At 27.1% G+C, this 24,617-nt stretch carries 19 protein-coding genes; 5 read left to right on the top strand and 14 right to left on the bottom strand.

The window, feature by feature from the left end; all coding sequences use genetic code 11:
• Positions 1–33: 33 nt before the first annotated feature.
• The 5 genes from CRU91_RS01980 to rpsL all read right to left on the bottom strand — a co-directional run bounded on the left by CRU91_RS01980 (position 34) and on the right by rpsL (position 5,536).
• Positions 34–1,563, bottom strand: coding sequence for an AAA family ATPase (locus CRU91_RS01980; protein ID WP_113892871.1), 1,530 nt, complete (start codon positions 1,561–1,563; stop codon positions 34–36).
• Positions 1,560–2,432 (bottom strand): NAD(+)/NADH kinase, encoded by an 873-nt coding sequence (locus CRU91_RS01975; RefSeq protein WP_113892869.1) that lies wholly within the window; start codon positions 2,430–2,432, stop codon positions 1,560–1,562. The genes CRU91_RS01980 and CRU91_RS01975 overlap by 4 nt, the downstream gene beginning before the upstream one ends.
• Positions 2,433–2,554: 122 nt before the next feature.
• Complete coding sequence (gene fusA / locus CRU91_RS01970; protein WP_113892867.1) at positions 2,555–4,663, bottom strand: elongation factor G; 2,109 nt, start codon at positions 4,661–4,663, stop codon at positions 2,555–2,557.
• A gap of 9 nt (positions 4,664–4,672) precedes the next feature.
• A complete protein-coding gene (gene rpsG, locus CRU91_RS01965) occupies positions 4,673–5,140 on the bottom strand; it encodes a 30S ribosomal protein S7 (protein WP_113892865.1) in 468 nt (155 codons plus the stop codon).
• A 15-nt stretch (positions 5,141–5,155) separates the two neighbouring features.
• Positions 5,156–5,536, bottom strand: coding sequence for a 30S ribosomal protein S12 (gene rpsL / locus CRU91_RS01960; RefSeq protein ID WP_113892863.1), 381 nt, complete (start codon positions 5,534–5,536; stop codon positions 5,156–5,158).
• Positions 5,537–5,734: 198 nt separating this feature from the next.
• Between rpsL and CRU91_RS01955 the strand changes: the two genes are divergently transcribed.
• Positions 5,735–6,493 carry an alpha/beta fold hydrolase gene (locus CRU91_RS01955; protein ID WP_113892861.1) on the top strand — a complete coding sequence of 253 codons (759 nt, stop codon included), beginning with the start codon at positions 5,735–5,737 and terminating at the stop codon, positions 6,491–6,493.
• A 47-nt stretch (positions 6,494–6,540) separates the two neighbouring features.
• On the top strand, positions 6,541–7,695 hold the full coding sequence (locus tag CRU91_RS01950) for an MFS transporter (protein ID WP_113892859.1): 1,155 nt from the start codon (positions 6,541–6,543) through the stop codon (positions 7,693–7,695).
• Positions 7,696–7,708: 13 nt separating this feature from the next.
• On the opposite strand, the gene CRU91_RS01945 is transcribed toward CRU91_RS01950, so the two are convergent.
• From CRU91_RS01945 to CRU91_RS01920, 6 genes are all read right to left on the bottom strand, one after another.
• The gene (locus tag CRU91_RS01945; protein ID WP_113892857.1) at positions 7,709–9,778 is read right to left on the bottom strand and encodes a TonB-dependent receptor plug domain-containing protein; all 2,070 of its coding nucleotides are present in this window, start codon (positions 9,776–9,778) and stop codon (positions 7,709–7,711) included.
• Positions 9,779–9,865: 87 nt separating this feature from the next.
• A complete protein-coding gene (locus CRU91_RS01940) occupies positions 9,866–10,837 on the bottom strand; it encodes an ABC transporter substrate-binding protein (RefSeq protein WP_113892855.1) in 972 nt (323 codons plus the stop codon).
• 21 nt (positions 10,838–10,858) lie between these two features.
• Positions 10,859–12,064 carry an NnrS family protein gene (locus CRU91_RS01935; RefSeq protein ID WP_113892853.1) on the bottom strand — a complete coding sequence of 402 codons (1,206 nt, stop codon included), beginning with the start codon at positions 12,062–12,064 and terminating at the stop codon, positions 10,859–10,861.
• Positions 12,061–12,801, bottom strand: coding sequence for an ABC transporter ATP-binding protein (locus CRU91_RS01930; RefSeq protein WP_113892851.1), 741 nt, complete (start codon positions 12,799–12,801; stop codon positions 12,061–12,063). Before CRU91_RS01930 ends, CRU91_RS01935 begins: the two co-directional genes overlap by 4 nt.
• Complete coding sequence (locus CRU91_RS01925; protein ID WP_113892849.1) at positions 12,789–13,571, bottom strand: ABC transporter permease; 783 nt, start codon at positions 13,569–13,571, stop codon at positions 12,789–12,791. The genes CRU91_RS01930 and CRU91_RS01925 overlap by 13 nt, the downstream gene beginning before the upstream one ends.
• A 70-nt stretch (positions 13,572–13,641) precedes the next feature.
• Positions 13,642–15,348: a sensor histidine kinase gene (locus CRU91_RS01920; RefSeq protein ID WP_113893174.1), complete on the bottom strand. Its 1,707-nt coding sequence runs from the start codon at positions 15,346–15,348 to the stop codon at positions 13,642–13,644.
• Between the two features lie 64 nt (positions 15,349–15,412).
• Between CRU91_RS01920 and CRU91_RS01915 the strand changes: the two genes are divergently transcribed.
• Positions 15,413–16,096: a response regulator transcription factor gene (locus CRU91_RS01915; RefSeq protein WP_113892847.1), complete on the top strand. Its 684-nt coding sequence runs from the start codon at positions 15,413–15,415 to the stop codon at positions 16,094–16,096.
• On the opposite strand, the gene CRU91_RS01910 is transcribed toward CRU91_RS01915, so the two are convergent.
• The 3 genes from CRU91_RS01910 to CRU91_RS01900 are packed head-to-tail and all read right to left on the bottom strand — an operon-like array spanning position 16,093 to position 21,032.
• Entirely contained in the window at positions 16,093–17,250 is a 1,158-nt protein-coding gene (locus CRU91_RS01910; protein WP_113892845.1) for a TolC family protein, read from the bottom strand. The two genes, CRU91_RS01915 and CRU91_RS01910, sit on opposite strands and share 4 nt — an antisense overlap.
• Entirely contained in the window at positions 17,250–17,948 is a 699-nt protein-coding gene (locus CRU91_RS01905) for an efflux RND transporter periplasmic adaptor subunit (RefSeq protein ID WP_113892843.1), read from the bottom strand. The genes CRU91_RS01910 and CRU91_RS01905 overlap by 1 nt, the downstream gene beginning before the upstream one ends.
• Before the next feature lie 3 nt (positions 17,949–17,951).
• On the bottom strand, positions 17,952–21,032 hold the full coding sequence (locus tag CRU91_RS01900) for an efflux RND transporter permease subunit (protein WP_113892841.1): 3,081 nt from the start codon (positions 21,030–21,032) through the stop codon (positions 17,952–17,954).
• A gap of 193 nt (positions 21,033–21,225) precedes the next feature.
• Here CRU91_RS01900 and CRU91_RS01895 point away from each other — a divergent pair, with 193 nt between their 5' ends.
• A complete protein-coding gene (locus CRU91_RS01895; RefSeq protein ID WP_113892839.1) occupies positions 21,226–23,331 on the top strand; it encodes a TonB-dependent siderophore receptor in 2,106 nt (701 codons plus the stop codon).
• A gap of 63 nt (positions 23,332–23,394) precedes the next feature.
• Positions 23,395–24,617, top strand: a 1,223-nt coding sequence (locus CRU91_RS01890; RefSeq protein WP_113892837.1) for a PepSY-associated TM helix domain-containing protein, incomplete at its 3' end; no start/stop codon positions are given.

The following is a 24,617-nucleotide window of genomic DNA, read 5'->3' as shown; positions in this document are numbered from 1 at the left end:
TACCATTTAAAATATAAATATTATATCTATTTATTATTTTATCAAATTTTTTGCAAACTCTATAGCTTCAACAGTTACATTTTCGCCACTTATCATTCTTGCTATCTCTTCTATTTTTTCATTATCATTTAAAAGTTTTACTTTTGAAATACCATCTTTTTTATCCACTAAAAAATGTTGATTTGCACTTGCAGTTAATTGAATTTGATGAGAAATTGCAAATATTTGATAGTTTGAACTTAATTTTATTAAAACTTTTGATATAGCATCACTTTCTTTTCCACTTAAATTTGCATCAATTTCATCTAAAAATAAAATTCCATTTTCTCCTATATCAAACTCTACAATTGCACTTAAAAGTGCTAATCTCAATCTATTATATTCTCCTGAACTAATAGTTTGTAAAGATACTCCATTTAACTGAAAAATAACTTCATCAATTCCATATTGATCTAATTCTTTATTATTTAAAACTATTTTTGCACTACTCAAATACAAAAATTTTAAATATTCATTTACTTTTTCTTCAAGAATTTTTAAACTATCTTTTCTAATTTTAGATATATCTTTTGCTAAGTTTATTACACTCTCTTCCAATTTTATATATCTTTTCTCTAAATCTTCTTTTTCAAAACTTATATTATTGTATCCTTCAAGTTCTTTAATTTTTTGATTTTTATACTCCAAGCACTCTTCTATTGAACCAAATCTTTTTATTAACGCTGATATTTTTTCAATTCTTGTTAAGGTATCTTCAATATCAATATCCTCTAATTCACTTAAAGTATCTGTTGATTTTTCTATAATATTATTTAGTTCATTTATAGTTTCATCAAAAAAAGATGAATCAACTTCCATAAGTTCAAGCAACTCATTTACACTGTTTGTGTATTCAAAAATATTACTAGCTTTTTTTACTACTTGTTCTATTTTTTCTTTTTTTGCTAAAGATTTCTTCAATCCATTCAACTCTTCATATTCATTGTTTTTTGGATTTATCTCTTCAATTTTTTGAATTTCAAATTTGGCAAATTCTTTTAAATCTTCAAGATTTTTCTCATCTTCTCTTATTTTATTCACTCTTTTTTTAATATCAATTAATTCTTTGTAGCTAGTATCAAAACTATCTTTTATTTTTTTAAATCCATTGATATTTTTAGAAGAAAATCTATCTAAGAAATCAAGTAAGGTTTCACTTTTAAAATCACTTGTGTCTCGTAAACTTAAATATTTAATCAAAGAGTTTGATACATTTTGAAGAGATTTTTTCGATATTGATTGATTATTCAAAAAATATCTAGTTTTATCTTTTTTTATACTTTTTATTACAATATCTTCTTCAAAATTTATATCATATTCTTCATTTTTTATTCGTGAATTATTTAAATTTACTTCTCCAATATCACTCTTTACTTCATTTAAAGCAAATAAAGATAGTAACTCTTGCATCAAAATAGATTTTCCAGCTCCAGAAGGTCCTGTAAAAATATTTAATCCACCATTAAACTCTAAATCAATCTCTTGAAAAGATAAACAATTTTTAACATACACTCTCGTTATCAACTTAATTCCCCCCATCTTAATTTTTCACTTAAAACTTTAAAGAAGTCTCTACTACTTTTATGCAACATTTTTGCTTTTTTTGTAGAAATTTTTATCTTTAAGCTTCCATTTTCTTTTAAATCATAAAATTCTTGCCCATCTACTATTATCACCGCTTCACTATTATTTGGAACATTAAATTCTATTTCAAAATCAGCAGGTACTACTATTGGTCTTTGAGTTAATGAGTGAGGAGCTATTGGTGTAATTATAAAAGCTTCTGTTAAAGGATAAACAATTGGTCCACCAGCAGATAGATTATAAGCTGTTGAACCACTTGGTGTTGATACTATTAAACCATCTCCAAAATACGTATTAAATTCATTATTATCAATTTTTGCTCTAACTTTAAGCATAGTAGATAAATCTTTTCTTGATAAAACAACATCATTAAAAGAAATAAATTTTTTTCCTTTTATAGAACCCTCAATTATCATTCTAGAATTAATTTTATAATCATTTACTAATAAATCATCAATAAATTTTGGAAGTTCTTCCATACTTAAATCTGTTAAAAATCCTAAAGTTCCTAAATTGATTCCTAAAACAGGTAAATCATACTTAAAAGCTCTTCGTACAACTCCTAAAAGTGTTCCATCTCCACCAACACTTACTAAAAAATCGACACTATTACATAAACTATCAAAACTTATCCCCTGTTTTCCTATCATTAAAGCTGAACTATCTTCTAAAATTACAGCTATGTTTTTTTGTAAAAATAGTGCTTCTATTTTTTCATATACATCTTTTAACTCAGGACTTTCAGGTCTTAAAACAATTCCAATTTTCTCTATTTTTTCTAATTTTTTGTAATTTTTTTCTAATCTCAATTTTATAACCTAAATTAATTTTATATAAACAATTTGCAATTGTAGTAAATTACTCATATAAAACCAATAAAAAAAGGGATATGCAAAAGCACACCCCTTTTTTGTAAAAAGAAATTTAAAAATTATCCATTTCTTTTTTTCATAATTTCTTCAGAAACATTTCTTGGAACTTCTTGGTAAGAATCAAATAACATAGAATATGTTGCTCTACCTTGTGACATAGATCTTAAATCTGTTGAATATCCAAATAATTCAGATAATGGAATCATAGCAGTAACAAGTTTGATACCCGCTCTGTCATCCATAGAATTAACTTGTCCTCTTCTTTTGTTACAATCTCCAATAACATCTCCCATATATTCTTCAGGAGTTTCTATTTCTACTTTCATCATTGGTTCAAGTAATACAGCACCTGCTGCTGCACTTCTACAACCTTGTTTGAATCCCATTGAAGCAGCAAGTTTAAATGCCATTTCAGAAGAATCCACTTCGTGGTAACTTCCATCATAAAGTGTAACTTCAATATCAACCATTGGATATCCAGCTAAAATTCCACCTTGCATCGCTTCATTACAACCTTTTTCAACAGCTGGAATATACTCTTTTGGTACAACTCCACCTTTGATTTCGTTATTGAACTTAAATGTTGGTTCACTTCCTGACGCCATTGGTTTAATTTCTAAATAAACATGTCCATATTGACCTTTACCACCAGATTGTTTTGCATATTTATACTCTTGTTTAACAGCATTTCTGATAGTTTCTCTATATGCAACTTGAGGTGCTCCAACTTCAGCTTCTACTTTGAACTCTCTTTTCATTCTATCTACAAGAATTTCAAGGTGTAATTCACCCATTCCTGAAATAATAGTTTGACCTGATTCTTCATCAGTATTTACTCTAAATGATGGATCTTCTTCTGCAAGTTTTCCTAAAGCAATACCCATTTTTTCTTGGTCAGCTTTTGTTTTAGGCTCAACTGCAACAGAAATAACTGGTTCTGGGAAATCCATTCTTTCTAAGATAACTGGATCTTTTTCACTTGCAAGTGTATCCCCAGTAATTGTATCTTTAAGACCAACAACTGCACCAATTTCTCCAGCATAAAGTTCTTTAATCTCTTCTCTTGAGTTTGCGTGCATTTTAAGTAATCTTCCGATTCTCTCTTTTTTCATTTTTGTTGAATTTAATACATAAGTTCCAGATTCTAAAACCCCTCTATAAATTCTTGTAAATGTTAATTGTCCAACAAATGGGTCAGTCATAATTTTAAATGCAAGAGCAGCTACTTCACCTTTATCAGTTGAAGGAACTATTACAGCTTCACCATCTTGTGTTTCACCTTTGATATCAGCAACTTCAGTTGGAGATGGTAAATACATAGCAACTGCATCAAGTAAAGGTTGAACACCTTTATTTTTAAATGAAGTTCCACATACCATTGGCGTAATTTCCATTGCTAAACATCTTTTTTTAAGACCTTCAACAACCTCTTCCTCAGTTAATTCTTCACCACCAAGATATTTATCCATTAATTCATCACTTGATTCAGCAGCAGCTTCAATTAATTTTTCTCTGTACTCGTTAGCAGTATCTACTAAATCAGCAGGAATCTCTTCAATTTGATACATTTCACCAGCTTGAGCATCAAGATTATATGTATAAGCTTGCATTTTTACTAAATCAATCATTCCTCTAAATTGGTCTTCTGCACCAATTGGAACTTGAATTGGAACTGGATTTGCTTTTAATCTATCTTTTACTTGATTCATAACATTAAAGAAATTAGCACCTGTTCTATCCATTTTATTTACATAAATAATTCTTGGAACTCCATACTTATTTGCTTGTCTCCAAACAGTTTCAGATTGTGGTTGAACTCCACCAACTGAACAAAATACAGCAACAGCACCATCAAGAACTCTCATAGATCTTTCAACTTCAATAGTAAAATCAACGTGACCTGGAGTGTCAATAATATTTACTTGAAGTTGTTCTTTTGTTTTTGGATGAGTCCAATGACAAGTTGTAGCAGCAGAAGTAATTGTAATACCTCTTTCTTGTTCTTGTTCCATCCAGTCCATTGTAGCAGCACCTTCGTGAACTTCTCCAATTTTATGAGAAACTCCCGTATAGAATAAAATTCTTTCAGTTGTTGTTGTTTTTCCTGCATCAATATGTGCAGCAATACCTATATTTCTAACTCTATTTAACGGTATTTTTCTTGCCATAATTTTATCCTACCATCTGTAGTGTGCAAATGCTTTGTTAGCTTCTGCCATTCTATGTACATCTTCTTTTTTCTTAAAAGATGCTCCTCTTTCGTTTGCAGCTTCAAATAGCTCATTTGCTAATCTTTCTACCATTGTTCTTTCATTTCTTTTTCTTGAAGCATCAATTAACCATCTTAAAGCTAAAGTTTGTCTTCTAACAGCTCTTACTTCAACTGGAACTTGGTAAGTTGCACCACCAACTCTTCTACTTCTTACTTCTAAAAGTGGTTTAACATTTTCTATTGCTTTTTCAAACAAATCAATACCTTTATCTTCACCTCTTGCATCTAAGTTTGCAATCGCACCATAAAGGATTTTTTCTGCAACAGATTTTTTACCATCTAACATAATTGCATTAACAAATTTTGTGATCACTTTACTATTGTAGATAGGATCAGCCATAATTTCTCTAACTGGAGCTTTTCTTCTTCTCATTTTCTATCCTTCTACTTATTTTTTAGCTTTTGCTTTTTTTGTACCATATTTAGATCTAGATACAGTTCTGTTATTTACTCCAGCCGAATCTAACGCACCTCTTACAATGTGGTATTTAACCCCAGGTAAATCTTTTACTCTTCCCCCTCTTACTAGAACAATTGAGTGTTCTTGAAGATTGTGACCTTCTCCACCGATATATGAAATAACTTCAAATCCAGTTGTTAATCTAACTTTTGCAACTTTTCTTAAAGCCGAGTTAGGTTTTTTAGGAGTTGTTGTATATACTCTTGTACACACACCTCTTCTTTGAGGACAATTTTTTAAAGCTGGTGATTTTGATTTTTTAATCACTTTTTTTCGCTCATTTCTTACAAGCTGATTAATTGTAGGCATTTCTTTCCTTTATAAAATTTGGTTTGAGTAGTTATAGCCCCACTCATGCTTCTCGTAATCTTCAAAATATTTTGAAGCGATACTACCATTCTAGGAAACGATTTAAAGTTTTCTAAAAAAGTTTCGGATTATATCTAAAGTTCTTTAAATACAACTTATTAATATATTTTTAACTAAAATTACAAAAAAAGGTTTAATATGGAAATTTTAGCTTACAAAAGAGTGGGAACTGGTAAAAAAAGTATTATTTTTCTTCATGAACTATTTGGTGATTGTACAAATTATGATAGCATAATTCCTTTTTTAGATAAAGAAAATTTTAGCTGTTATTTTGTAGATTTAAGAGGTTATGGTTTATCTAAAAATATTTTAGGAATTTATAATTTAGATGAAGCTGTAAAAGATGTAATAAATCTCATTTCACATTTGAAAATAGAATCTTATAATTTAGTTGCACACTCAATGTCTACTATGATAGCTCAACATATTTCTTCAAAAGACAACAGAGCAAAACAACTTATTTTAATAACTCCCATTAGTTACAAAGGTGTAAAAAGTACACAAAAAGCAAAAGAAAATTTACTATCTCAAATGAGAAAAGATAGCAAAAAAATAGAAGAAATTGTAGAACAATCAAGCATAAGATATAACCAAACTTGGAAAAATTATCGTATAAATTTAGCTTTAAATTGCTCAATCTTAGAAGCAAGATTGGGTTATATGAATATGTATTTGAATATAAATTTTGAAGAAGATAATAAAATAGATATTAATATTCCTATAAAAATATTAACTGGAAAATATGATTTTCCAGTTTTCTCAAAAAATGAAGTAGCTAAATATTTTCAAAAATTTAATAATGTTGAGATAATAGAAGTTGAAGAATCAGGACATTATCCAATGATAGAGTGTCCTGTTTTTTTTGCTTCAAAAATAGAGTCTTGGTATGATTTTTAAATCTTTTTTGTATAGAATTCAAAAAAAATTTAAAAGGTAAACAATTTATGACCAAACAACTATTTCCTTTAGCATTAGGTGGACTTGCTATTGGAACAACAGAATTTATCATTATGGGACTTTTACCGGATGTTGCTAAAGATTTAGGAGTAACTATTCCAGTTGCAGGGCATTTAATATCTGCCTATGCTTTTGGAGTTGTTGTAGGTGCTCCAATTCTTGTAGCCCTTAGCTCCAAATTTCCGCCAAAAAATATTTTAATAGTTTATATGATTTTATTTACCCTATTTAATGCATTAGCAATACTAACACCAGATTATAATACTTTACTTATGTCAAGATTTTTTGCTGGTCTTCCTCATGGAGCATTTTTTGGAGTTGGAACAATAGTTGCAATAAAACTAGCAAAAAAAGGAAAAGAAGCCCAAGCTGTTGCATCAATGTTTACAGGATTGACTGTCGCCATTTTAGTTGCCGTACCAATTGTAACCTATATAGGGCATCATCTTCATTGGAAATATGCTTTTGGTATAGTTTCTATCTTAGGTGCTTTTACAATTTTCTTTTTATATTTATATATGCCAAAACTAAAATCTTTAAAAACTGTTACATTTAAAGAAGAAATAGAATTTTTCTTGACAATAAAAGCTTGGCATATATTAACAATAGTTGCTATTGGTTTTGGTGGGCTTTTTGCCTGGTTTAGCTACATTGCACCACTTTTAATAAATATATCAAATTTTGATCCTGATAAAATATCCTATTTAATGGTAGTTGCAGGTGCTGGAATGGTTGTTGGAAATATCTTAGGTGGATATTTAGCAGATAAAAGAAATCCTATAAAAGTAGCTATTTATCTTCTTTCTCTTATGGTTATTTTTCTAATTTTAGTATTCTTTTTATCTGAAAATCAAATTTTATCAATAGCCTTAACATTTATTTGTGGAGTTCTTGCTATGAGTATTGGAACTCCAATAAATATGGTTATGGTTAAAAGTGCAAAAAATTCTGAAATGTTAGGAGCTGCTTTTATTCAAGCTGCTTTTAATGTAGCAAATTCTTTAGGAGCTTTATTTGGTGGTTTTCCACTATTATTTGGTCTTAGCTATAATTATCCAGCATTAGTTGGAGCTTGTATGGCATTTATAGGTGTTATTTTGACTTTTGCTTTTTATAAGAAGTACAAAAAAGAGGAGTTTTAAACCTCTTTTTTATTTAAAATTTCGCTTTAAGTCCTGCAAAATAATATGTTCCTACATTTATATCGACATTTTCATTTACTTCTTTATTGAAGATATTATCAACTCCACCATAGATAGTAAAAATTTTACTAATATCATAGTTTATCCCTAAATCAACTAAGGTATAATCATCTACTTTATTATTGTTTTGAGTATCTTCATACTGCTTTCCAATATATCTAAGATTTAAATTTGAAGATAAATTATCTAATATTTGATAGTTTAGATTTAAAGAAGCTGATAAATTTGGAGTATATGTAAGCTCTTTACTTGTAGTTTTATCTTCTGTATCAAGATAAGTTAGATTAAATGTAGTATCAAAACTATCATTAAATCTATAATCCAAATTTACCTCAACTCCATTTATATCTACCTTTTCTAAATTTTCAGAAGTATAATATTTTGCTCCACCAGTTCCATAAGGAACAGACTCGATTTTGTCTTTTACAATAGTTTTAAATAAAACAATTTCAGAGTTAAAATTATTAAAGCTATTAGCAAGTGCTAGTTCAAAAGTATCAGATTTTTCAGCTTTTAAATCATAAGCTGTTGTTTTAAAATTATTTATAACTTCTGAACCATATCTTTTCCCATCTTTAAAAAGTGGTGCAACAACATAAAGTTCTGCAATATCAGGAGCTCTATATCCACTAGCATAATTTACTCTTACTCTTGTATTTTCACCTAATTTTTGTACAAGTCCAGCTTGGAAAGTTGTTTTACCATCTGCATTTGAAATATCATCATATCTTGCACCAATTGTTGCATTTAAAGAGTCTGTAAACTCTATTTCATCTTGTAGATATACTGACTTATACTCTATAACTTTTTGAATAAAATCACTCGATTGTGGATTTGGGTTTATTGCCGCACTATCTCTTGTCTCTTTTCTATAATCAAGTCCAAAAGTGATTAAATTTGAACTATTTAAAGCATAAGTCGTGATACTTTCAATATCATCTATCTTTACATTTGCACTAAATTTTTTATTTACTGGTCCTGCAAAATTTATAGGGCTTGTTTCATTTCTTTTTTTATAGTAAGACTCATAAAATCTTAAAGATGTTCTTAAATCATCATTGAAGCTATACTTTCCAAAAACTGAATAATCTACTCTTTTATTATCATCTTTTGATTTAACAGGAGTATTTAAAACCATACCATTTAATCCTGTTCCTTGAGATGAACCTAAATATTGCCCTTCTCTATCTTCTTCAAAATAGTTTACATCAAAACCTAAAGTAAAGGTATCTGTAATATTTTTTTCAATTCCAACGCCAACAGTATTTACAGTTGAATCATCACCATAAGTTACTCCTAAAACCCCACTTTCCCCACTTTGAGGATTCATCATAGCTGGAATTTCAGCTCCCGTATTTGGATTTATAGCTTTTTGAATATAGTTTTTATCTATTTTATATGAAGAGGTGTCAATAGTTGAAGCATAAACCTTATATTTTAAACCATTTACATTACCTAGAGTTGAAAAATTTGCATTTTTTTCTCTTGCTTGAGAATAAGCATTTGAACCATATTTTAAATCAAGAGTTGTCTGATTTATATCTTTAACATCTTTTTTTGTAATAATATTGATTACACCTCCAATAGCATCTGAACCATAAAGTGTACTCATAGATCCTTTTACTATTTCTATTCTATCAATCATAGAAGCTGGAATTCTACTCATCTCATACGGAGATTCTGTTTCTCCACTCAATCTTTTTCCATCAAGAAGTATTAAAGTACCATTTGCCCCAACACCTCTTATAGAAATTGCCCCTTTTGATAAAGCACTTGCATGTGGGAATCTTCCAAATTGTGAATTTATCGATGGAACTTTATCTAAAATATCTTTTAGTGTTGTTGCAGAAATTTTTTCAATATCCTCTTTTGTGATAACAACAATAGAAGCACTAACACCATCTATACTCTTTTGAGTCTTCGTTGCAGTTGTAACTAAAACCTCATCTAACTTTGTTGTGTCAGCTAAAATATTTGTTGTCAAAAATAAAGCTGTAACACTTGATAAAACTACTCTATTCATTCTTTTGTCCTTTTTATATATTAAGAATGAATATTATAATATAATTTTATATAAAAAGTATTGACTAAAATCAATAAAACTTATGATTTATTTATAATATAAACTTTTATCTGGAATTTTTCCACCAATTAATTTGGCATCATTATCTTTTAAAACTTCAAAGAAAAATTCTAACTCTTTTTGTGAGTCAATTGCCATTTTATTATCAAAAACAATATGTGATATAGAATCAGCCAATCCTTGTTCTTCCAACATTGGCAATGATTTAACTACCAATTTACTAGCTTCTTCTTTATTTGATTTATACCAATTCAAAGCTTTATCATATTCAAGTAAGAATCTATCTATTAACTCTTTTTTATCATCACTTTTTCCAATAACTGCAATCCCAGCTTGTGGGATTTTTGCTTCAGTTTGAAACAATCTTCCCCATTCATCTTGTAAACTAATACTTCTATATAAATCAGGAGCAATAACTTTCATAGGGAAAGAACCAGATTTTCTCAAAGCAATAGAAACGGCAGGTTCAGCCAAAAGTGCATGATCAACTCTTCTTAAAATTAACATTTGCATAGCATCTATTGGAGTTGCTACATATTGTATATCAAAATCTTTTTTTATATCAAGTCCAGCTTTTTTGATAACTGCTTGAAAAACAATATCTGGCATATCAGCACGAAATGGAACAACTATTTTTTTACCTTTAAAATCTTCAATAGTTTTTAAACTACTATCTCTACTTACCATTTGCAAAATTCCCCAAACAGATACATTTAAAAGTTTTAAATCAACTCCTTTATTGTGTAAGTTTGCTGCAACATTTGTAGGAAGAGCTATAAAATCAACATCACCTTTTAAAATCAATGCTCTTAATTCATCTGGATTATTCCAAAGTCTAAACTCTACTTTTTTATTTAAGTCCTTTAATACATCATTTTCTATCATATAAAAAAATGGATGAGAAACACTCGCTATTGGTCCAGCTACAACAATCTTTGTTTCATCTTTTGCCAATGAAATATTAAACAAAAGAAAAAGTAAAACAACTATATTTTTCATAAAAACTCCTTTAAATTTAATTCAACCTTTTATTCCATCTGCTCTAGCACTTAGTAAAAATGGGAAAAATATTTTCATATATATGATAAACGGTATAGCCCAAAGTATAGAAGATACAATATATGCTAATATCATATATTCATAATAATAAGGGATAAATGCTCTTATAAATGTAGCCAAAATTATCAAGATAAGCCCCAAAGTCAAAGCCCAATTTGTAAATATTGTTCTACCTGTATGAATCGTAGAAACTATTATCATCACAACATAAAATACCATTCCAAAAGTTCCAGTAGTTAAAAAGTGCCTGAAATGATTTAAAACATTTAATTCAAATAGATAATTAAATCCTAAAAACAAAAATCCAACTGCCGTCATTACAATAGTGGAAACTATATATAAAACAAATGGTTTTAATAATATATTATTATCCTTCAATACAAAATCATTTAATAAAGCCAATATAGAAGCTGTACAAGCAAAACAAATATAAGCTAAAGTAGAGTTATTTGGATAAAAGAACTCTATAAAACTATATAAAATTATGCAAAATATTGCTAAATTGTATCTATATGATTTTGCTAAAAATATTTCATCTATTTGCTGTTTTTCCAAAAGTTCATTTATAGACTCCATACTTATTCGCCGTAAAGCCAACAATATTAAAACTAAAAAAAGACCCAAAGATAAAAGTAATATTTTATAAGAACTAATATTTACAATTCCAGCAACACTTAAAAAATAAACTATTTGAACGATAACAATTGAAGCCATAGAAAAAACTAAAGATATATGTTTTTTATTTGGGTCTTTAAATGCTGGAATCGTAGCAAGATATGAGATATAAACTAATAATGAAATATTTAAAAATCCTACAATATAAACTGTTACAAAATCTATAAACCAAAATCCAACTCGACCCAAAACCCATAAAATAACAATATATGCCAATTTTCTTCCAACGATTGGTATAACTCCATGAAATAATTCTGGTAATCCAGTTAAAAAAAATGCTACTATCATAGCACTTCCAACACCAAAAATCATCTCATAAATATGCCACTCTAAAAGATTATTAATAGGCAAACTTATATATCCAGCAAAAACAAAAGACCATAAAATAATAGAAAATACAATATATGGAGCAAGAAGTAAAAATATAGGTCTAAAACCATAGGCTAAATATATAGGAAAATCTCCTTTAGGATATATTTCATAGTGATTCATCTTAACTCCAATTCAAAACTATCAATTATTATCTTATCTTTTAAAAATTTTGCTGTTTCATTGTAAACAAACTCATCATCTCTTTTATCTCTTGATATATCAATACTAAACTTTTTAGCTATATGTCCAACAGGTTCTGCTTTTAAAACTATTATCTCATCACTTAATTTTATAGCCTCCATCAAATCGTGAGTTATAAACAATACACTCAAATTTTCTTTATTTATAGTTTCAATTAAAATATTTTGAAGTTCTTTTTTAAGCCCAATATCAAGTGCAGAAAATGGTTCATCTAAAAACAATAAACTAGGATTTACAACCAAAGCTCTAGCAAAAGAGACTCTTTGTTTCATACCTCCGCTTAAATCTTTTGGGAATTTTGTAAAATCATCTATTTCTAAGCCAAATTTTAAAGCTATCTCTTGAGCTTTTTTTATAGCAATATCTTTTCTCTCTTTTTTTGCCAACAATCCCAAAGCAATATTATCTATTACATTTTTCCAAGGTAATAATCTAGGTTCTTGAAAAGCAAAAGATGAACTATGAAAACTATTTCTTATCTCTCCATCTTCAACTCTCAAAATTTTTGAGCATAAATGCAAAAGTGTAGTTTTTCCACCACCACTAGGTCCAACAATAGATATAACTTTTCCTTTTTCAAGAACAAAATTTATATCTTCTAAAATCTCTTTAAATCCAAAAGAGAAATTTACATTTTTTACTTCTAATCTCTCCATGATTCAAGCTCCCTTTTTATCGGTTCTAAAATAATATACTCTATTAAAAGTAAACTTGCTATCATAATAGTCACAAGTGCTAAAGCAGTTGGAGTATCAAGCTGACTTCTAGCTATTGCCAAACTTGAACCTAAACCATCACTAGAAGCCAAAAGTTCAGCCATAACAACTATTTTCCACGACATTCCAAGTGCAGATATATAAGCAGGAAAAATATATGAAAAAACATGTGGTAAATATAAATCAAAAAGTTTCATAGAAAACGGTAAATGAAAACTATCAACCATCTGTTTCAAATCTCCCTCAATAGTTCTTGTTCCTTGTAATGCTCCAACAAAAACAATAGGAAATGAAGCTATAAATACTGTAAAAATGACAGTCATATCACTCATACCAAACCAAATCATAGCTAAAACAATCCATGCAATTGGTGGCATTCCAAAAAGTATTGTTACTATTGGACGGCTCATAATAGAAGCTGTTATAAAAAGCCCTGATAATAGCCCAAGAATAGAACCAACTAAAACGGCTAAACCAAAACCAATCATAGCTCTTTTTATAGTTATAAAAATATTTTCTACAATTTCAGGATTGTGTAAGATTTCATTTAAAGCTATAAAAGTATCTTTTGGTGATGGTAAAACTAAACTACCATAAATTTGATGTCCAAAATCCCATAGAGCCAAAAATAAAAATACAGAAGCAATAGAACCCCAACCACTCCAAAGATAAGCTGGAAAATCTTTTATAATTTTTATAAAAAGTTTCATTTTAAATCCATTTCAAAATATTTTGTATTGTATAATATATATATTAATTATCATTGATTAACATCAAGTTTTATACCAAAATTTCAAATTTTGCTCCATCTTCAATATTGTAAACTATTAATTTCCCTTTAAAATGTTGTTCAATTATCATTTTTGACATATAAAGCCCTATTCCACTACCTTTTTGTTTTGTTGTAAAATATGGATCAAATATCAAATCTTTTTTATCTTTTTCTATTCCTCCACCATTATCAATTACAGATACAATAGAAATATTATCTTTTACATCAACAATTAATTTTATATTTGGATTTTCTATATTTCTTTCTATTAACACATCTTTTGCATTTGTCAAAAGATTTAAAACAACTTGAGAATACTCATTTTCATAAGCATTTAACTCTTTATCATTTCTTATCTCAAAATCAAGAACTATTTTTTTATTTTCTAAAATAACTTTCATAATATCAATAGCTTTTTGTACAGCAACGCTTACATAAAAAAACTCTTTTTGTTTATTTAGTTTATAAAAATCTCTGAAATTATCAATAGTTTGCGACATAAAATCTAACTGATAACTAGATTCTTTTAGTTTATCTTTTATATATTTTCTATCTATTATTTCATCTTCTAAAACTAATTGTAAATTCATATTTATGAAGCCTAGATGAGTCAAAGGTTGTCTCCATTGATGAGCAATATTATTTATCATTTCACCCATTGAAGCTAGTTTACTTTGATGAATCAAAAGTTTCTCTTTTTCATTTTTTTCTTTTGCAAGATTTCTTAACATAATTCCTAAAGCAAAACTAAAAATTAAAGACTCTAAAGGTGTTCCAATATGTATTATATAGATTCCACTAATTGTAAATAAACCTTTTTGTGAGATATATATAATAACACACATAACAAACCAACCAATAGTATAAACAATAGCATTCTTATCTCCTTTAAAAATAGCAATCAAGCCTATTAAACAAGGGATTAAAACTCCTATATAAAAAGGCATATATTCATACAATATTGAATATTTAGATATCAAAATTGCTATTAAATCTAAAAAATTTAAAACTATAAAGATATTTAATATTTTATGAAAGAATGGTAATTTATTTTTTGTTTCTAAAATAGCTTGAGCAAATAAAAAAGTAAATAAAAATGCCAAAGTTTCTGCAAAATCAACCAATGTATACATAAATATAGGAGCAGATGACTTATAACTAAAATACATAAAACCAACCAAAGATAGTAAAAGGAAAAATTGCATTAAAGAGTAATATAAAAAACATCTCATTTTTGTTGAAAAATATATTATTAAATAATACAAAAATGCACAAAATATTATCCCATAAGCAGTCCCATATAAAACCCCCTCATATTGCAAAAGGTATTTATATTCAAAAATACTTATACAATCAGAACGAAAATCTGCAATTTTAGGTTCAGCATATCTATATTTAAAAAAAATCTCTTCTTTTTGATATTTATCTAATTTAACAACAATTATACTATTGATAATCTCATATTTTACATTTGTATATACTAAACTATTTTTATCTGAAATAACTGTTAAATAGTAAGTTTCATCTCCAAGTTGTTCCAAATCTAACTTAAATTTAATTGTAAATTCATCCAAAACAACATTTCTATATTCTGAATATTGTAAATCTTTAAAATCTACATGATTCTCTGAAACATAATCTCTTATAAAAGAGCCATGATGATGACCATATAAATTTATAAATAGTAGGAAAAGTGTAAGTATTATTTTTTTCATATTGATATTATAACCAAACAATACCAATTCTTAAAATTTATCTTTTTGCTTGTATAATTCCACCATGAGTAAAAATGATTTTAAAAATATTAAAGTATTATTTGTTGATGATGAAGATAATATCAGAACAAATGCCATTTCTTATCTATCAAGATTATTTGATGAAGTTTATGAAGCAAAAGAGGCAAATGAGGCTTTTAAGATAATTGAATACAAAAAACCAGATATTATAATAACAGATATAAATATGCCTAAAATAAATGGTTTAGAGATGATAAGACAAATAAGACAAAAAGATATCAACACAAAAATAATAGTCCTAAGTGCTTACACAAATACAGAATATCTTTTAGATGCTATTGATTTAAATCTTGAAAAATATCTAGTAAAACCTATATCTCATGATATTTTATTTCCTGTTCTAAGTAATTGTGTAAATAAATTAAAAAATATTGATAGAAACATAAAATATTTATCTAAAGATTGCTATTTTGATATTTTAAAAAGAGATTTATACAAAGACAATGAGATTATAAAATTATCAAATAAAGAGTTAGATTTTTTAACTCTTCTTTGTGAAAGTAGTGGTAGTTTTGTATCTTATGAAACTATACAAGCAGTTGTTTGGCAAGACTCTTTTATGAGTGATGATGCGTTAAGAACAGTAGTAAGAAAACTAAGAAAGAATCTTCCAGAAAATTGTTTAGAAAATTTTTCAAAAACTGGGTATAGAATAACCACTATTTAGATAGTTTGAAAATATAAATATAAAATCTCCTTTTGAATATTTAATCTATATTTTTCAATATCTAACTTTCTTATCTCTTTAGAATTTTTCAAAGTATCTACATCTTCACTTGCTTTAAATCCAGCATTAAACTCTTCTTGATTTAACTCTAAAAGTTCTTGATAAAGTTCTATATCTTTTGTAGCTAAATTTATCCTATTTTCAAACTGTTTTATAGTTTCAAATGAACTATCATAAATTTTCTCAAGTTCAATCAAAGATAATTCTTCTTTTTTCTTATTTTGTAGATAAATTAATTTTGAATACTCTACATCATTTAAAAAAGTATAATTTAATGGCATTGTTATACTAGCACCATAATTGTAATAATCTTGGGATTTATTTAAAGATGAATCTTCATAACCAACTTTTCCAGTTATATTTAAAGAAGGAAGATATTTACTTTTTGTTTTCTTATATTCATTTTTACTTAATTGAGAATCTAAATTTGCATTAATTTGTTTTATAGCATTTTCTAAAAATATATCTTTAGAAATTAAAGATATTGATGGGATATTTATATTTCCAAATTCATAAGAAGTTAGTTTTTGTATCTCGTTTTCATAAATTACATTATTAAGTTTTAGTTCCATTTTAAAATCTTCTAAAGAGTTTCTTTTCATAATAGCATCATTCAATTCACTAATATCACTTTGCCCATTTCTATATTGAGATTTTTTTATATCAACTTCTATTTCACTATTATTGATATTCAGGCTATTTTGTTGAAGATTTATACTATTTATTTTTAATTCAATAATATTTTTATACAAACTATTTAAATCTTCAAAATCATCCATTTTTATTTTTAAAGACTCTTTTTTAAATAGATTATTTGCATAATCAATTTGAGAAGATATACCTCCAAAATCTAGTATTTTTTGATTTAAATTTAAAGAATAATCTTTTGTTGTTATATCTTCATTATCTTTACTTTGACTCAAATTTATATTCAAATCATTTAACCATTCATATTTATTTAACTCTTTTTTCTCTTCTATACTCTTTTTTTCTAAATCTCTTATCTCATTCTTTAAAGGCAATAAAACTTCATTTGATTTTTCATTTGCAAAAAGTAGTGAAGTTAAAAATATTGGAAATATAAATCTTTTCATTATTTAAACTCCACAGTTATACTTTTACCAAAATCTTTTGAATCTATTTCTATCTCAGCTTTATATGCTGAAATAAAAACTTTATCAGGAATAATATCAAGCTTTTTGATCTGTGCATTTGATTTTTTGCCATCTAAATAAATCTCTTTTGATTTTACATCTTTATAGTCTTCACTATTTAAATAAACTACAAGTTTTGCTTTGCTTATATCATAAACAGTAGCTATTTTAGTTCCTATATTTACATAATCATACTTGTTTACAACAAACTCTTTTAAATATAAATTGTTTAAACTTATCTCTTTTTTATTTATACTATTTTTTGTATTTGCTATTGAAATTTCTAAATTCTTGATACTATTTTTTAATTCAATTATTTCCATATATTTTTCATCTTTTTCAAAATCACTTTTACCTTTTATGGTTTTAAATTTGTTGTAATAATCTTGTAAAATTGTAAGTTTTTCATTCAAAAGTTTATGTTGAGTTTGATAAAGGCTTAAGTTCTCTTTATCTAAAACACTATCTATTTTCACTATAACTTCATTTACAACACTCATCTCTTTTGTTTTGTCAAGATAAATTATTTCTCCACTTGCATTTGCATAGATACTAAATTCATCTTTTGGTTCAATTTTTGCCATATATGAGTTAGCAAATAAAAATATTGGAAATATTAATAAAATATATTTTGTCATTGTTTAATCCTTGATTTTATATAAAGTTGCAAAAAGGGCAGGAACATAAACTAAATTTAAAACTGTTCCCCACAAAATACCAAACCCTAAAGAAACAGCTATTGGTTGAAGCATTATAGATTCTCCTGTTGGGAAAAATATTAAAGTAAATAGCCCAAGCATTGTTGTAATTGAAGTTATTAAAATAGGACGAACTCTAAGTTTAGCATTTGCAAAAAACTCTTTTTTTGTTCTAGTTTTATGCAAAAAATTCAACATAATAATTCCATCATTTATAACAACTCCAGCAAGTCCTAACATACCTATCATTGATTGAGAATTTAGATTTATTCCCATTATAAAATGCCCAATAATTGGTCCTAAAATAGTAAATGGAATAACAGATAAAATCACAAAAGTACTTTTAAAAGAAGGAAAAATTATAAGTAAAGTAATAAATATTAAAAACATTGATACTAAAAAAGCTTTTACTAAATCTAATGCCATTTGGTCACTTTTTTCTTTTTCCCCACCAAAATTTACTCTAATTCCTAAATTTTCAATCTCTTTTATAGTATCTTGAAGTTTGTCTAAAACTTCAGTTGCATTTACAATATCACTTTGAACATTTGCAACAACTTTTTTATAGATTTGACCATTTACTTTTTGTATCTCATTAAAATTTCTCTCAATTTTAAAATCAACAACTTCTTTTAATTGTACAAATTTATCATTATCCAAAGGAATATAAAAGTTTTTTAACTCTTCAATACTATCTTTATTTATTGATTTTGTTATGATTTTTATAATTCCATCTTCATTAAAAGTATTTGCCTGTTCTCGCTCCAAAAAGAAACTTCCAACAGCTTTTGCTATATGAGTATCAGAAAGCCCTAAATATCTTCCATAAGGATTTACTATATATTTATATTCGCTCTCTCCTAAAATAGTATTATCAGCTATATCTTCAACTCCATTTATATTTTGTAATTGTTTTTTTAATTTATCAATACTTTCAACAAGTAAAGAAGTATTTGCAGTATTTAATAATATCTCTATATCAGTTGAGGCAATACCAATTCTTTCTGATGTTATATTGTGATCAATAGCATTATCCTGCTTTGTTAAAGGTTCTATCAATTCTCGAATCATATTCATAGAATCATTTGAGCTAATAAGTCTTACTTTATCCAACCTTTCAAAATCAAAACTAAAATTTAAAATAGGATTTATATAGTTTTCAACAAAATTTTCCTCTCTAAACTCTTCAAGTTCTACCAAAATCATAAATCCATTTTCTATATCTTCTTCATTTCCTGCTAGGTCATTATATACTCCAACATAAGTTGATATATTTTTGATATAAAGTTCTTTTGAATTATCTAATAAAACTTTTTCATATCTTTTAGCAATATTATCGGTTATTGAAATAGGAATGGAATTTTCAAGTTTAATGGCAATTTCAATACTATTTGAGTCAATATTTGGAAATAGCTGAAATCTACTTGTTTTTATAAGAATAATCGAAATAATAGGAATAGTGATAAAAAATATGATTAAAAAACTTTTTTTATGCTCTATTACTTTATGCAAAATATTCTCATAAAAATTGTACATTTTTGTCCAATCCAATTGTTTCTCATTTACTTTTAAAAAATGTTTTGCATGAAGTGGTAAAAATAAAAAAGATTCTATAATAGATGAAAGTATCAAACAAGTAATCACAATAGGTATAAGCTTTATAAAAAGTCCCATTTCTCCACTGATAAATAGCATAGATAAAAAAGCAAAAACAGTTGTAACTCCAGCTATTATAACTGGACCTATTACTTGTTTTGTACCTTTTAAAATAGCTTCATTGAGTTCATATCCATCATCTATATGCCTTTGTATATTTTCACTTACAATAATTGCATCATCAACTACTATTCCCAACGCAATCAACATTGCCATCATAGATATCATATTTAAGCTATAACCCATAAATTCTAAAAATAATAATCCAATGATAAAAGAAAAAGGTATTCCCAAAATAATCACAAAAGACAATCTAGGACTTATCAAAATATACATAGCAAAAGCAACTAAAATCAAACCCAATGTTATATTTGCCAAAATCGTATTTAGCCTATCTTTTATCTGTTTTGAGTTATCTCTTGATATAACTAATGATATATCATCATATGAATTTTGAGTCTTTTCTATCAACTCTTTTATCTCTTTTGTAAGTTTTATACTATCACCACTTTTATTTTTATAAACTCTTAAAGTTAAAGTATTTTCTCCATTAAGCCTTGAAATAGTATCTCTTTTTGGATATCCAATAGTTATATTTGCAATATCATTAAGGTATATTTTTTTACCATCTATTTTTAAAATACTATTTTCCCAAAATTTTGTATCAAATTTATTATTATTTGCACTCAAATAAACATGATTTCCTACTTGCTCAATATTTCCAACAGGATAAATATAAGATAGTTGTGAAATTGCGTCAACAACACTAGAACTATTCAAACCATACATATTTATTTTTTTATTATCTAAAACTAATTCTATTTGTAAATCAGCATCTCCAAAATTTCGTACTTTATTTATGTGTTTTATTTGCATCAAGGAGTTTTTTAAATTATCTGCAATTTTTAATAACTCTGTTTGATTATATTTTGAAGATGATAAAGCTATAGATAATAAAGACCACTCTTCATCCATTATTCTTACATTTGGTTCTTCCATATCAGTAGGTAAATATCTCTTTGCTAAACTTACAGCATCTTTTACTTCATTTAACTTTATATTTTTATCAACACCATCTTGAAGTTTTATATTGATAGAGAAAAATCCTGAATATATATATGAAGTTATTTTTTCAAGTCCTGCAATAGAGTTTAGTTGATTTTCTATCTCACTTACAGCAAAGTTATTTAGGCTTTCAGCACTAGCCCCTGTATAGCTTCCTTCAATATCTAACACTTCTAATTGAGTTGTTGGAAAAACCTCTTTAGGAATATTTATATATGCAAATATTCCCAATACAAGGAAAAAAACTAATATTGTGTGATTTAGTTGAGAATTATTATAAAAATAATCTATTATCTTATACATTAAAAACCTTGATTATATAAATTTTGATACTTCTAATTAAAAACGGAATTCTAGTAAAAAAAAGTGGCTAAATTATGTCTTCTTTAAGACTCTTTACTATTTAAGACATTTTTTAGCCACTTTTTTTTAATACACTTCTATTTCACTATTACATATCAGTAGTAGTTATTATAATTATATAAAAGGAAAGTATATGAGAAAGAGAATGATACCACTATCACTTTGCGTGATAATGGCTTTAGGTACAACAGTTTTAGCTCAACAAACAACAGTTCTTGATGAAATCTCAGTAACTGAAAAAAGGGGGGGTAATTACTATGGTGTTACAGAAAATACAAATTCATATACAACAAAAAGTATGAAAACAGCTACAAAATTAGATTTATCGCCAAGAGAAACTCCACAAACTTCATTAGTTTTTACAAGACAAAAATTAGATGATCAAAATATTGTTTCTTTTCAAGATTTATTAGCAAAAACTCCTGGAGTTACTTTAAATAAATGGGATGAAAGGGTATATCCAACAGCAAGAGGATTTAGTGTTGATTACTATTTATTTGATGGTATACCAACTTACTCAATGAATGGAAATGCAGCAGATCCAGACTTAATAATTTATGATAGAGTTGAAGTTATTAAAGGTGCAAATGGTTTGATGACAGGTGCTGGAAATCCATCAATGGGAATGAACTTTATAAGAAAACATGCAAATAGTAAAGAATTTACAGGAAATGTAAATTTAAATGCTGGTTCTTGGGATAATTATGGTGCTTCAGCAGATGTTTCAACTCCTTTAAATAGTGATGGAAGTGTAAGAGCAAGAATAGTAGCAAAACATCAAGATAAAAAATCATATATGGATAATTATAAAAAACAAACAGATGTTATTTATGGTGTAGTTGATATGGATTTAACAGATACTACATATCTATCTTTAGGTGCTAGTTATGAAAAAAATCAAAGAGATGGAGTAAGATGGGGTGGATTACCAGCATTTTATAGTGATGGAACAAAAACAGATTATACAAGAAATAAAACAGTTTCAGGAGATTGGACATACTGGGATAATGAAATAACCAGTTATTTTGCAGATTTTAAACAATATGTTTATGATGATATTTCAATTAATTTATCTGTATTAAACAGAACTTTTGATGCAGATACAAAAATTGCATATTTTGGCGGAACAGTTAATAAGAATACAGGACTTGGAACGGGAGATCCCTCAAGATATACAGATACAAAAACAGAAAAAGAGAATAATATAGATTTATATGCTTCTATACCTTTTGAAATAGCTAATCTAGACCAAGAAATAGTTTTAGGAACAATGTACAATAAAAATAAAGTAACAAAATCTAATTGGGCAAATGCAAATCTTACAAATGTTACAATAGATGTTATTAATGTGCCAAATCCTCATAATAATTGGACTGCTTCAGGTAAAAATACACTTAATTCGACTACTCAAAAAGCTGTATATTTAGCAGGTAAATTCTCTTTAATGGAAGATTTAAAGCTTGTTACTGGAGTTAGAGTTTCATCTTGGGAATATAAAGCTGCAAATGGGGTAGGAAATAGAGAGTTTGATAATGAAATAACACCTTATGCAGGGTTGATTTATGATATAAATGATAATCACTCAATTTATGCAAGTTATACGAGTATTTTTAAACCTCAAAGCAATAAAGATGTAAATAACCAATATTTAGATCCTATAGAAGGTAAAAGTTATGAAGCTGGTATCAAAGGTGAATATTTTGATGGGAATTTAAACACATCAGTATCAATTTTTAGAATAGAACAAGATGGTGTTGGAGAGAAAATTGAACCAGAAATTAAAATTCCTGGAACAACTGAATCTGCTTATAGATCTGCTAAAGGTGTTGTAAGTAAAGGATTTGAGTTTAATGCAACAGGGAAAATTACAGATAATCTAAATTTAGATTTTGGTTTAGCAAACTTTGAAGCTAAAAATGCAAAAGGTGCTAAATTTAATACAGATTCTTCAAGAACAACTGCAAATTTATGGGCAAAATATGCTCTAAATGATTTTAGATTTGGTGCTGGTTTAAACTATAAAAGTAAAGCTTATACAGGAAGTGGTACAACTAAAATTACTCAAGATGCTTTTGTAACTGCTGATTTAATGGCTGGATATAAAGCAACTAAAAATTTAGATCTTCAAGTAAATGTGAATAATTTATTTGATAAAAAATATTATGATGGTATTGGAGCAAACTCTATGGTTTATGGAGATCCATTAAACTTCACTGTTGGAATGAAATACTCATTCTAAAAAATATCTATTTATGCTCTTTAGTTAAATATCTAAAGGGCATAAAAAAGGAATAAAATAAAAATGAATAAAGAACAATCATGTAAACATGAAGATGAAAAAGTCTTCAAACAAAGACTCCAAAGAGTACATGTTACAGTAGGAGTAAGCTTCTCTTTACTTATGTATATAGCAGTTTTCTTTGGAATTTTTGCAATACTACTTCCATATATAGAAAATTGGGAGAAACCTTCACGACATTTTAAAATGGCAGATATTACAAATATTAATTATGGAACAATGATAGACCCAGTTTTAGCAGACCCTGATTATCCAAAAGTAAATCCTATCAAAATATCTTTTCCAGGATATATGTCAGATTCAGCATTAAGAATAAGCACAGATTTTGTAGATACAAAAGTTTTCAATCCAAATACATATTTGGAAGTTAAGGATGAAGATGATTTATCTGAACTTGCATGGTTTTTGAACTCTATGCACTATGGAAGACCTTTTAAAGATTTAGGATATATTATTTTCGGTTTGATGGCTGTTGGAGTTATGTTTTTAGTTATGGGAGGAGTTTATTTAATATTAAAAATAAAATATAAAAATAGTGATAAATCCCCTACAAGTAAATTCTCAAAATGGCATAGAAAGATTTTTATTTGGACTTTTGCTCCTTTTATTATCATAACTTTAACAGGTGCTTTGATGAATATTGGTTATAGTGGTTCAGCCCCTATGACATATATTGCTACAAAAGGAGATACACATAAAATTTGGAATATTACTGGACCTATTTTGTATCCACAAGAACCTAGGCTTGATTTAAAAAATGATAATGTGCAAATGCTTCCAATAAATGAGTTACTTAAAATTGCAAAAGATATAGCACCTCAAATAGATTTTCAAAGAGTAAGTATCATAAACTGGAATGATAGTAGTGCAATAGCAAAATTTGAAGGATACAATCCATATATGCCATTTTTAAATGGTATTTCAAATAAACCTTTTGTAACACTAAGTGGAGTGGATGGAAAATTAATTCATCAACAAAAAGTTATGGATAAACACTGGAGTGGATTATTTTACGATAGTATTTTCTTTTTACACTTTTTATTTGGTGTAGATACTTTTACTAGGTTTTTTATACTTTCACTTATGCTTTTATCTACTCTAGCCATAGGCTTTGGGAATCTACTTTATTTAGAGAAGAAAGCCAGAAAGTTTGGAGATAATATTCCAGTATATCAAGGATTTGGTAAGTTATCTTTGGCAGTTATGATAGGAGTTATCCCAGCAAC

Origin of the sequence: Aliarcobacter vitoriensis (genome assembly GCF_003316695.1) — a bacterium.
GTDB lineage: Bacteria > Campylobacterota > Campylobacteria > Campylobacterales > Arcobacteraceae > Aliarcobacter > Aliarcobacter vitoriensis.
The sequence above is the reverse complement of the archived record's forward strand: the minus strand, read 5'-3'. Positions and strand labels throughout refer to the sequence as shown.

Excerpts from the sequence above, each read along its gene's own strand:
- fusA (WP_113892867.1), bottom strand. The coding sequence starts at position 4,663 with ATGGCAAGAAAAATACCGTTAAATAGAGTTAGAAATATAGGTATTGCT.
- rpsG (WP_113892865.1), bottom strand. The coding sequence starts at position 5,140 with ATGAGAAGAAGAAAAGCTCCAGTTAGAGAAATTATGGCTGATCCTATC.
- rpsL (WP_113892863.1), bottom strand. The coding sequence starts at position 5,536 with ATGCCTACAATTAATCAGCTTGTAAGAAATGAGCGAAAAAAAGTGATT.
- CRU91_RS01955 (WP_113892861.1), top strand. The coding sequence starts at position 5,735 with ATGGAAATTTTAGCTTACAAAAGAGTGGGAACTGGTAAAAAAAGTATT.
- CRU91_RS01950 (WP_113892859.1), top strand. The coding sequence starts at position 6,541 with ATGACCAAACAACTATTTCCTTTAGCATTAGGTGGACTTGCTATTGGA.
- CRU91_RS01945 (WP_113892857.1), bottom strand. The coding sequence starts at position 9,778 with ATGAATAGAGTAGTTTTATCAAGTGTTACAGCTTTATTTTTGACAACA.
- CRU91_RS01940 (WP_113892855.1), bottom strand. The coding sequence starts at position 10,837 with ATGAAAAATATAGTTGTTTTACTTTTTCTTTTGTTTAATATTTCATTG.
- CRU91_RS01935 (WP_113892853.1), bottom strand. The coding sequence starts at position 12,064 with ATGAATCACTATGAAATATATCCTAAAGGAGATTTTCCTATATATTTA.
- CRU91_RS01930 (WP_113892851.1), bottom strand. The coding sequence starts at position 12,801 with ATGGAGAGATTAGAAGTAAAAAATGTAAATTTCTCTTTTGGATTTAAA.
- CRU91_RS01925 (WP_113892849.1), bottom strand. The coding sequence starts at position 13,571 with ATGAAACTTTTTATAAAAATTATAAAAGATTTTCCAGCTTATCTTTGG.
- CRU91_RS01920 (WP_113893174.1), bottom strand. The coding sequence starts at position 15,348 with ATGAAAAAAATAATACTTACACTTTTCCTACTATTTATAAATTTATAT.
- CRU91_RS01915 (WP_113892847.1), top strand. The coding sequence starts at position 15,413 with ATGAGTAAAAATGATTTTAAAAATATTAAAGTATTATTTGTTGATGAT.
- CRU91_RS01910 (WP_113892845.1), bottom strand. The coding sequence starts at position 17,250 with ATGAAAAGATTTATATTTCCAATATTTTTAACTTCACTACTTTTTGCA.
- CRU91_RS01905 (WP_113892843.1), bottom strand. The coding sequence starts at position 17,948 with ATGACAAAATATATTTTATTAATATTTCCAATATTTTTATTTGCTAAC.
- CRU91_RS01900 (WP_113892841.1), bottom strand. The coding sequence starts at position 21,032 with ATGTATAAGATAATAGATTATTTTTATAATAATTCTCAACTAAATCAC.
- CRU91_RS01895 (WP_113892839.1), top strand. The coding sequence starts at position 21,226 with ATGAGAAAGAGAATGATACCACTATCACTTTGCGTGATAATGGCTTTA.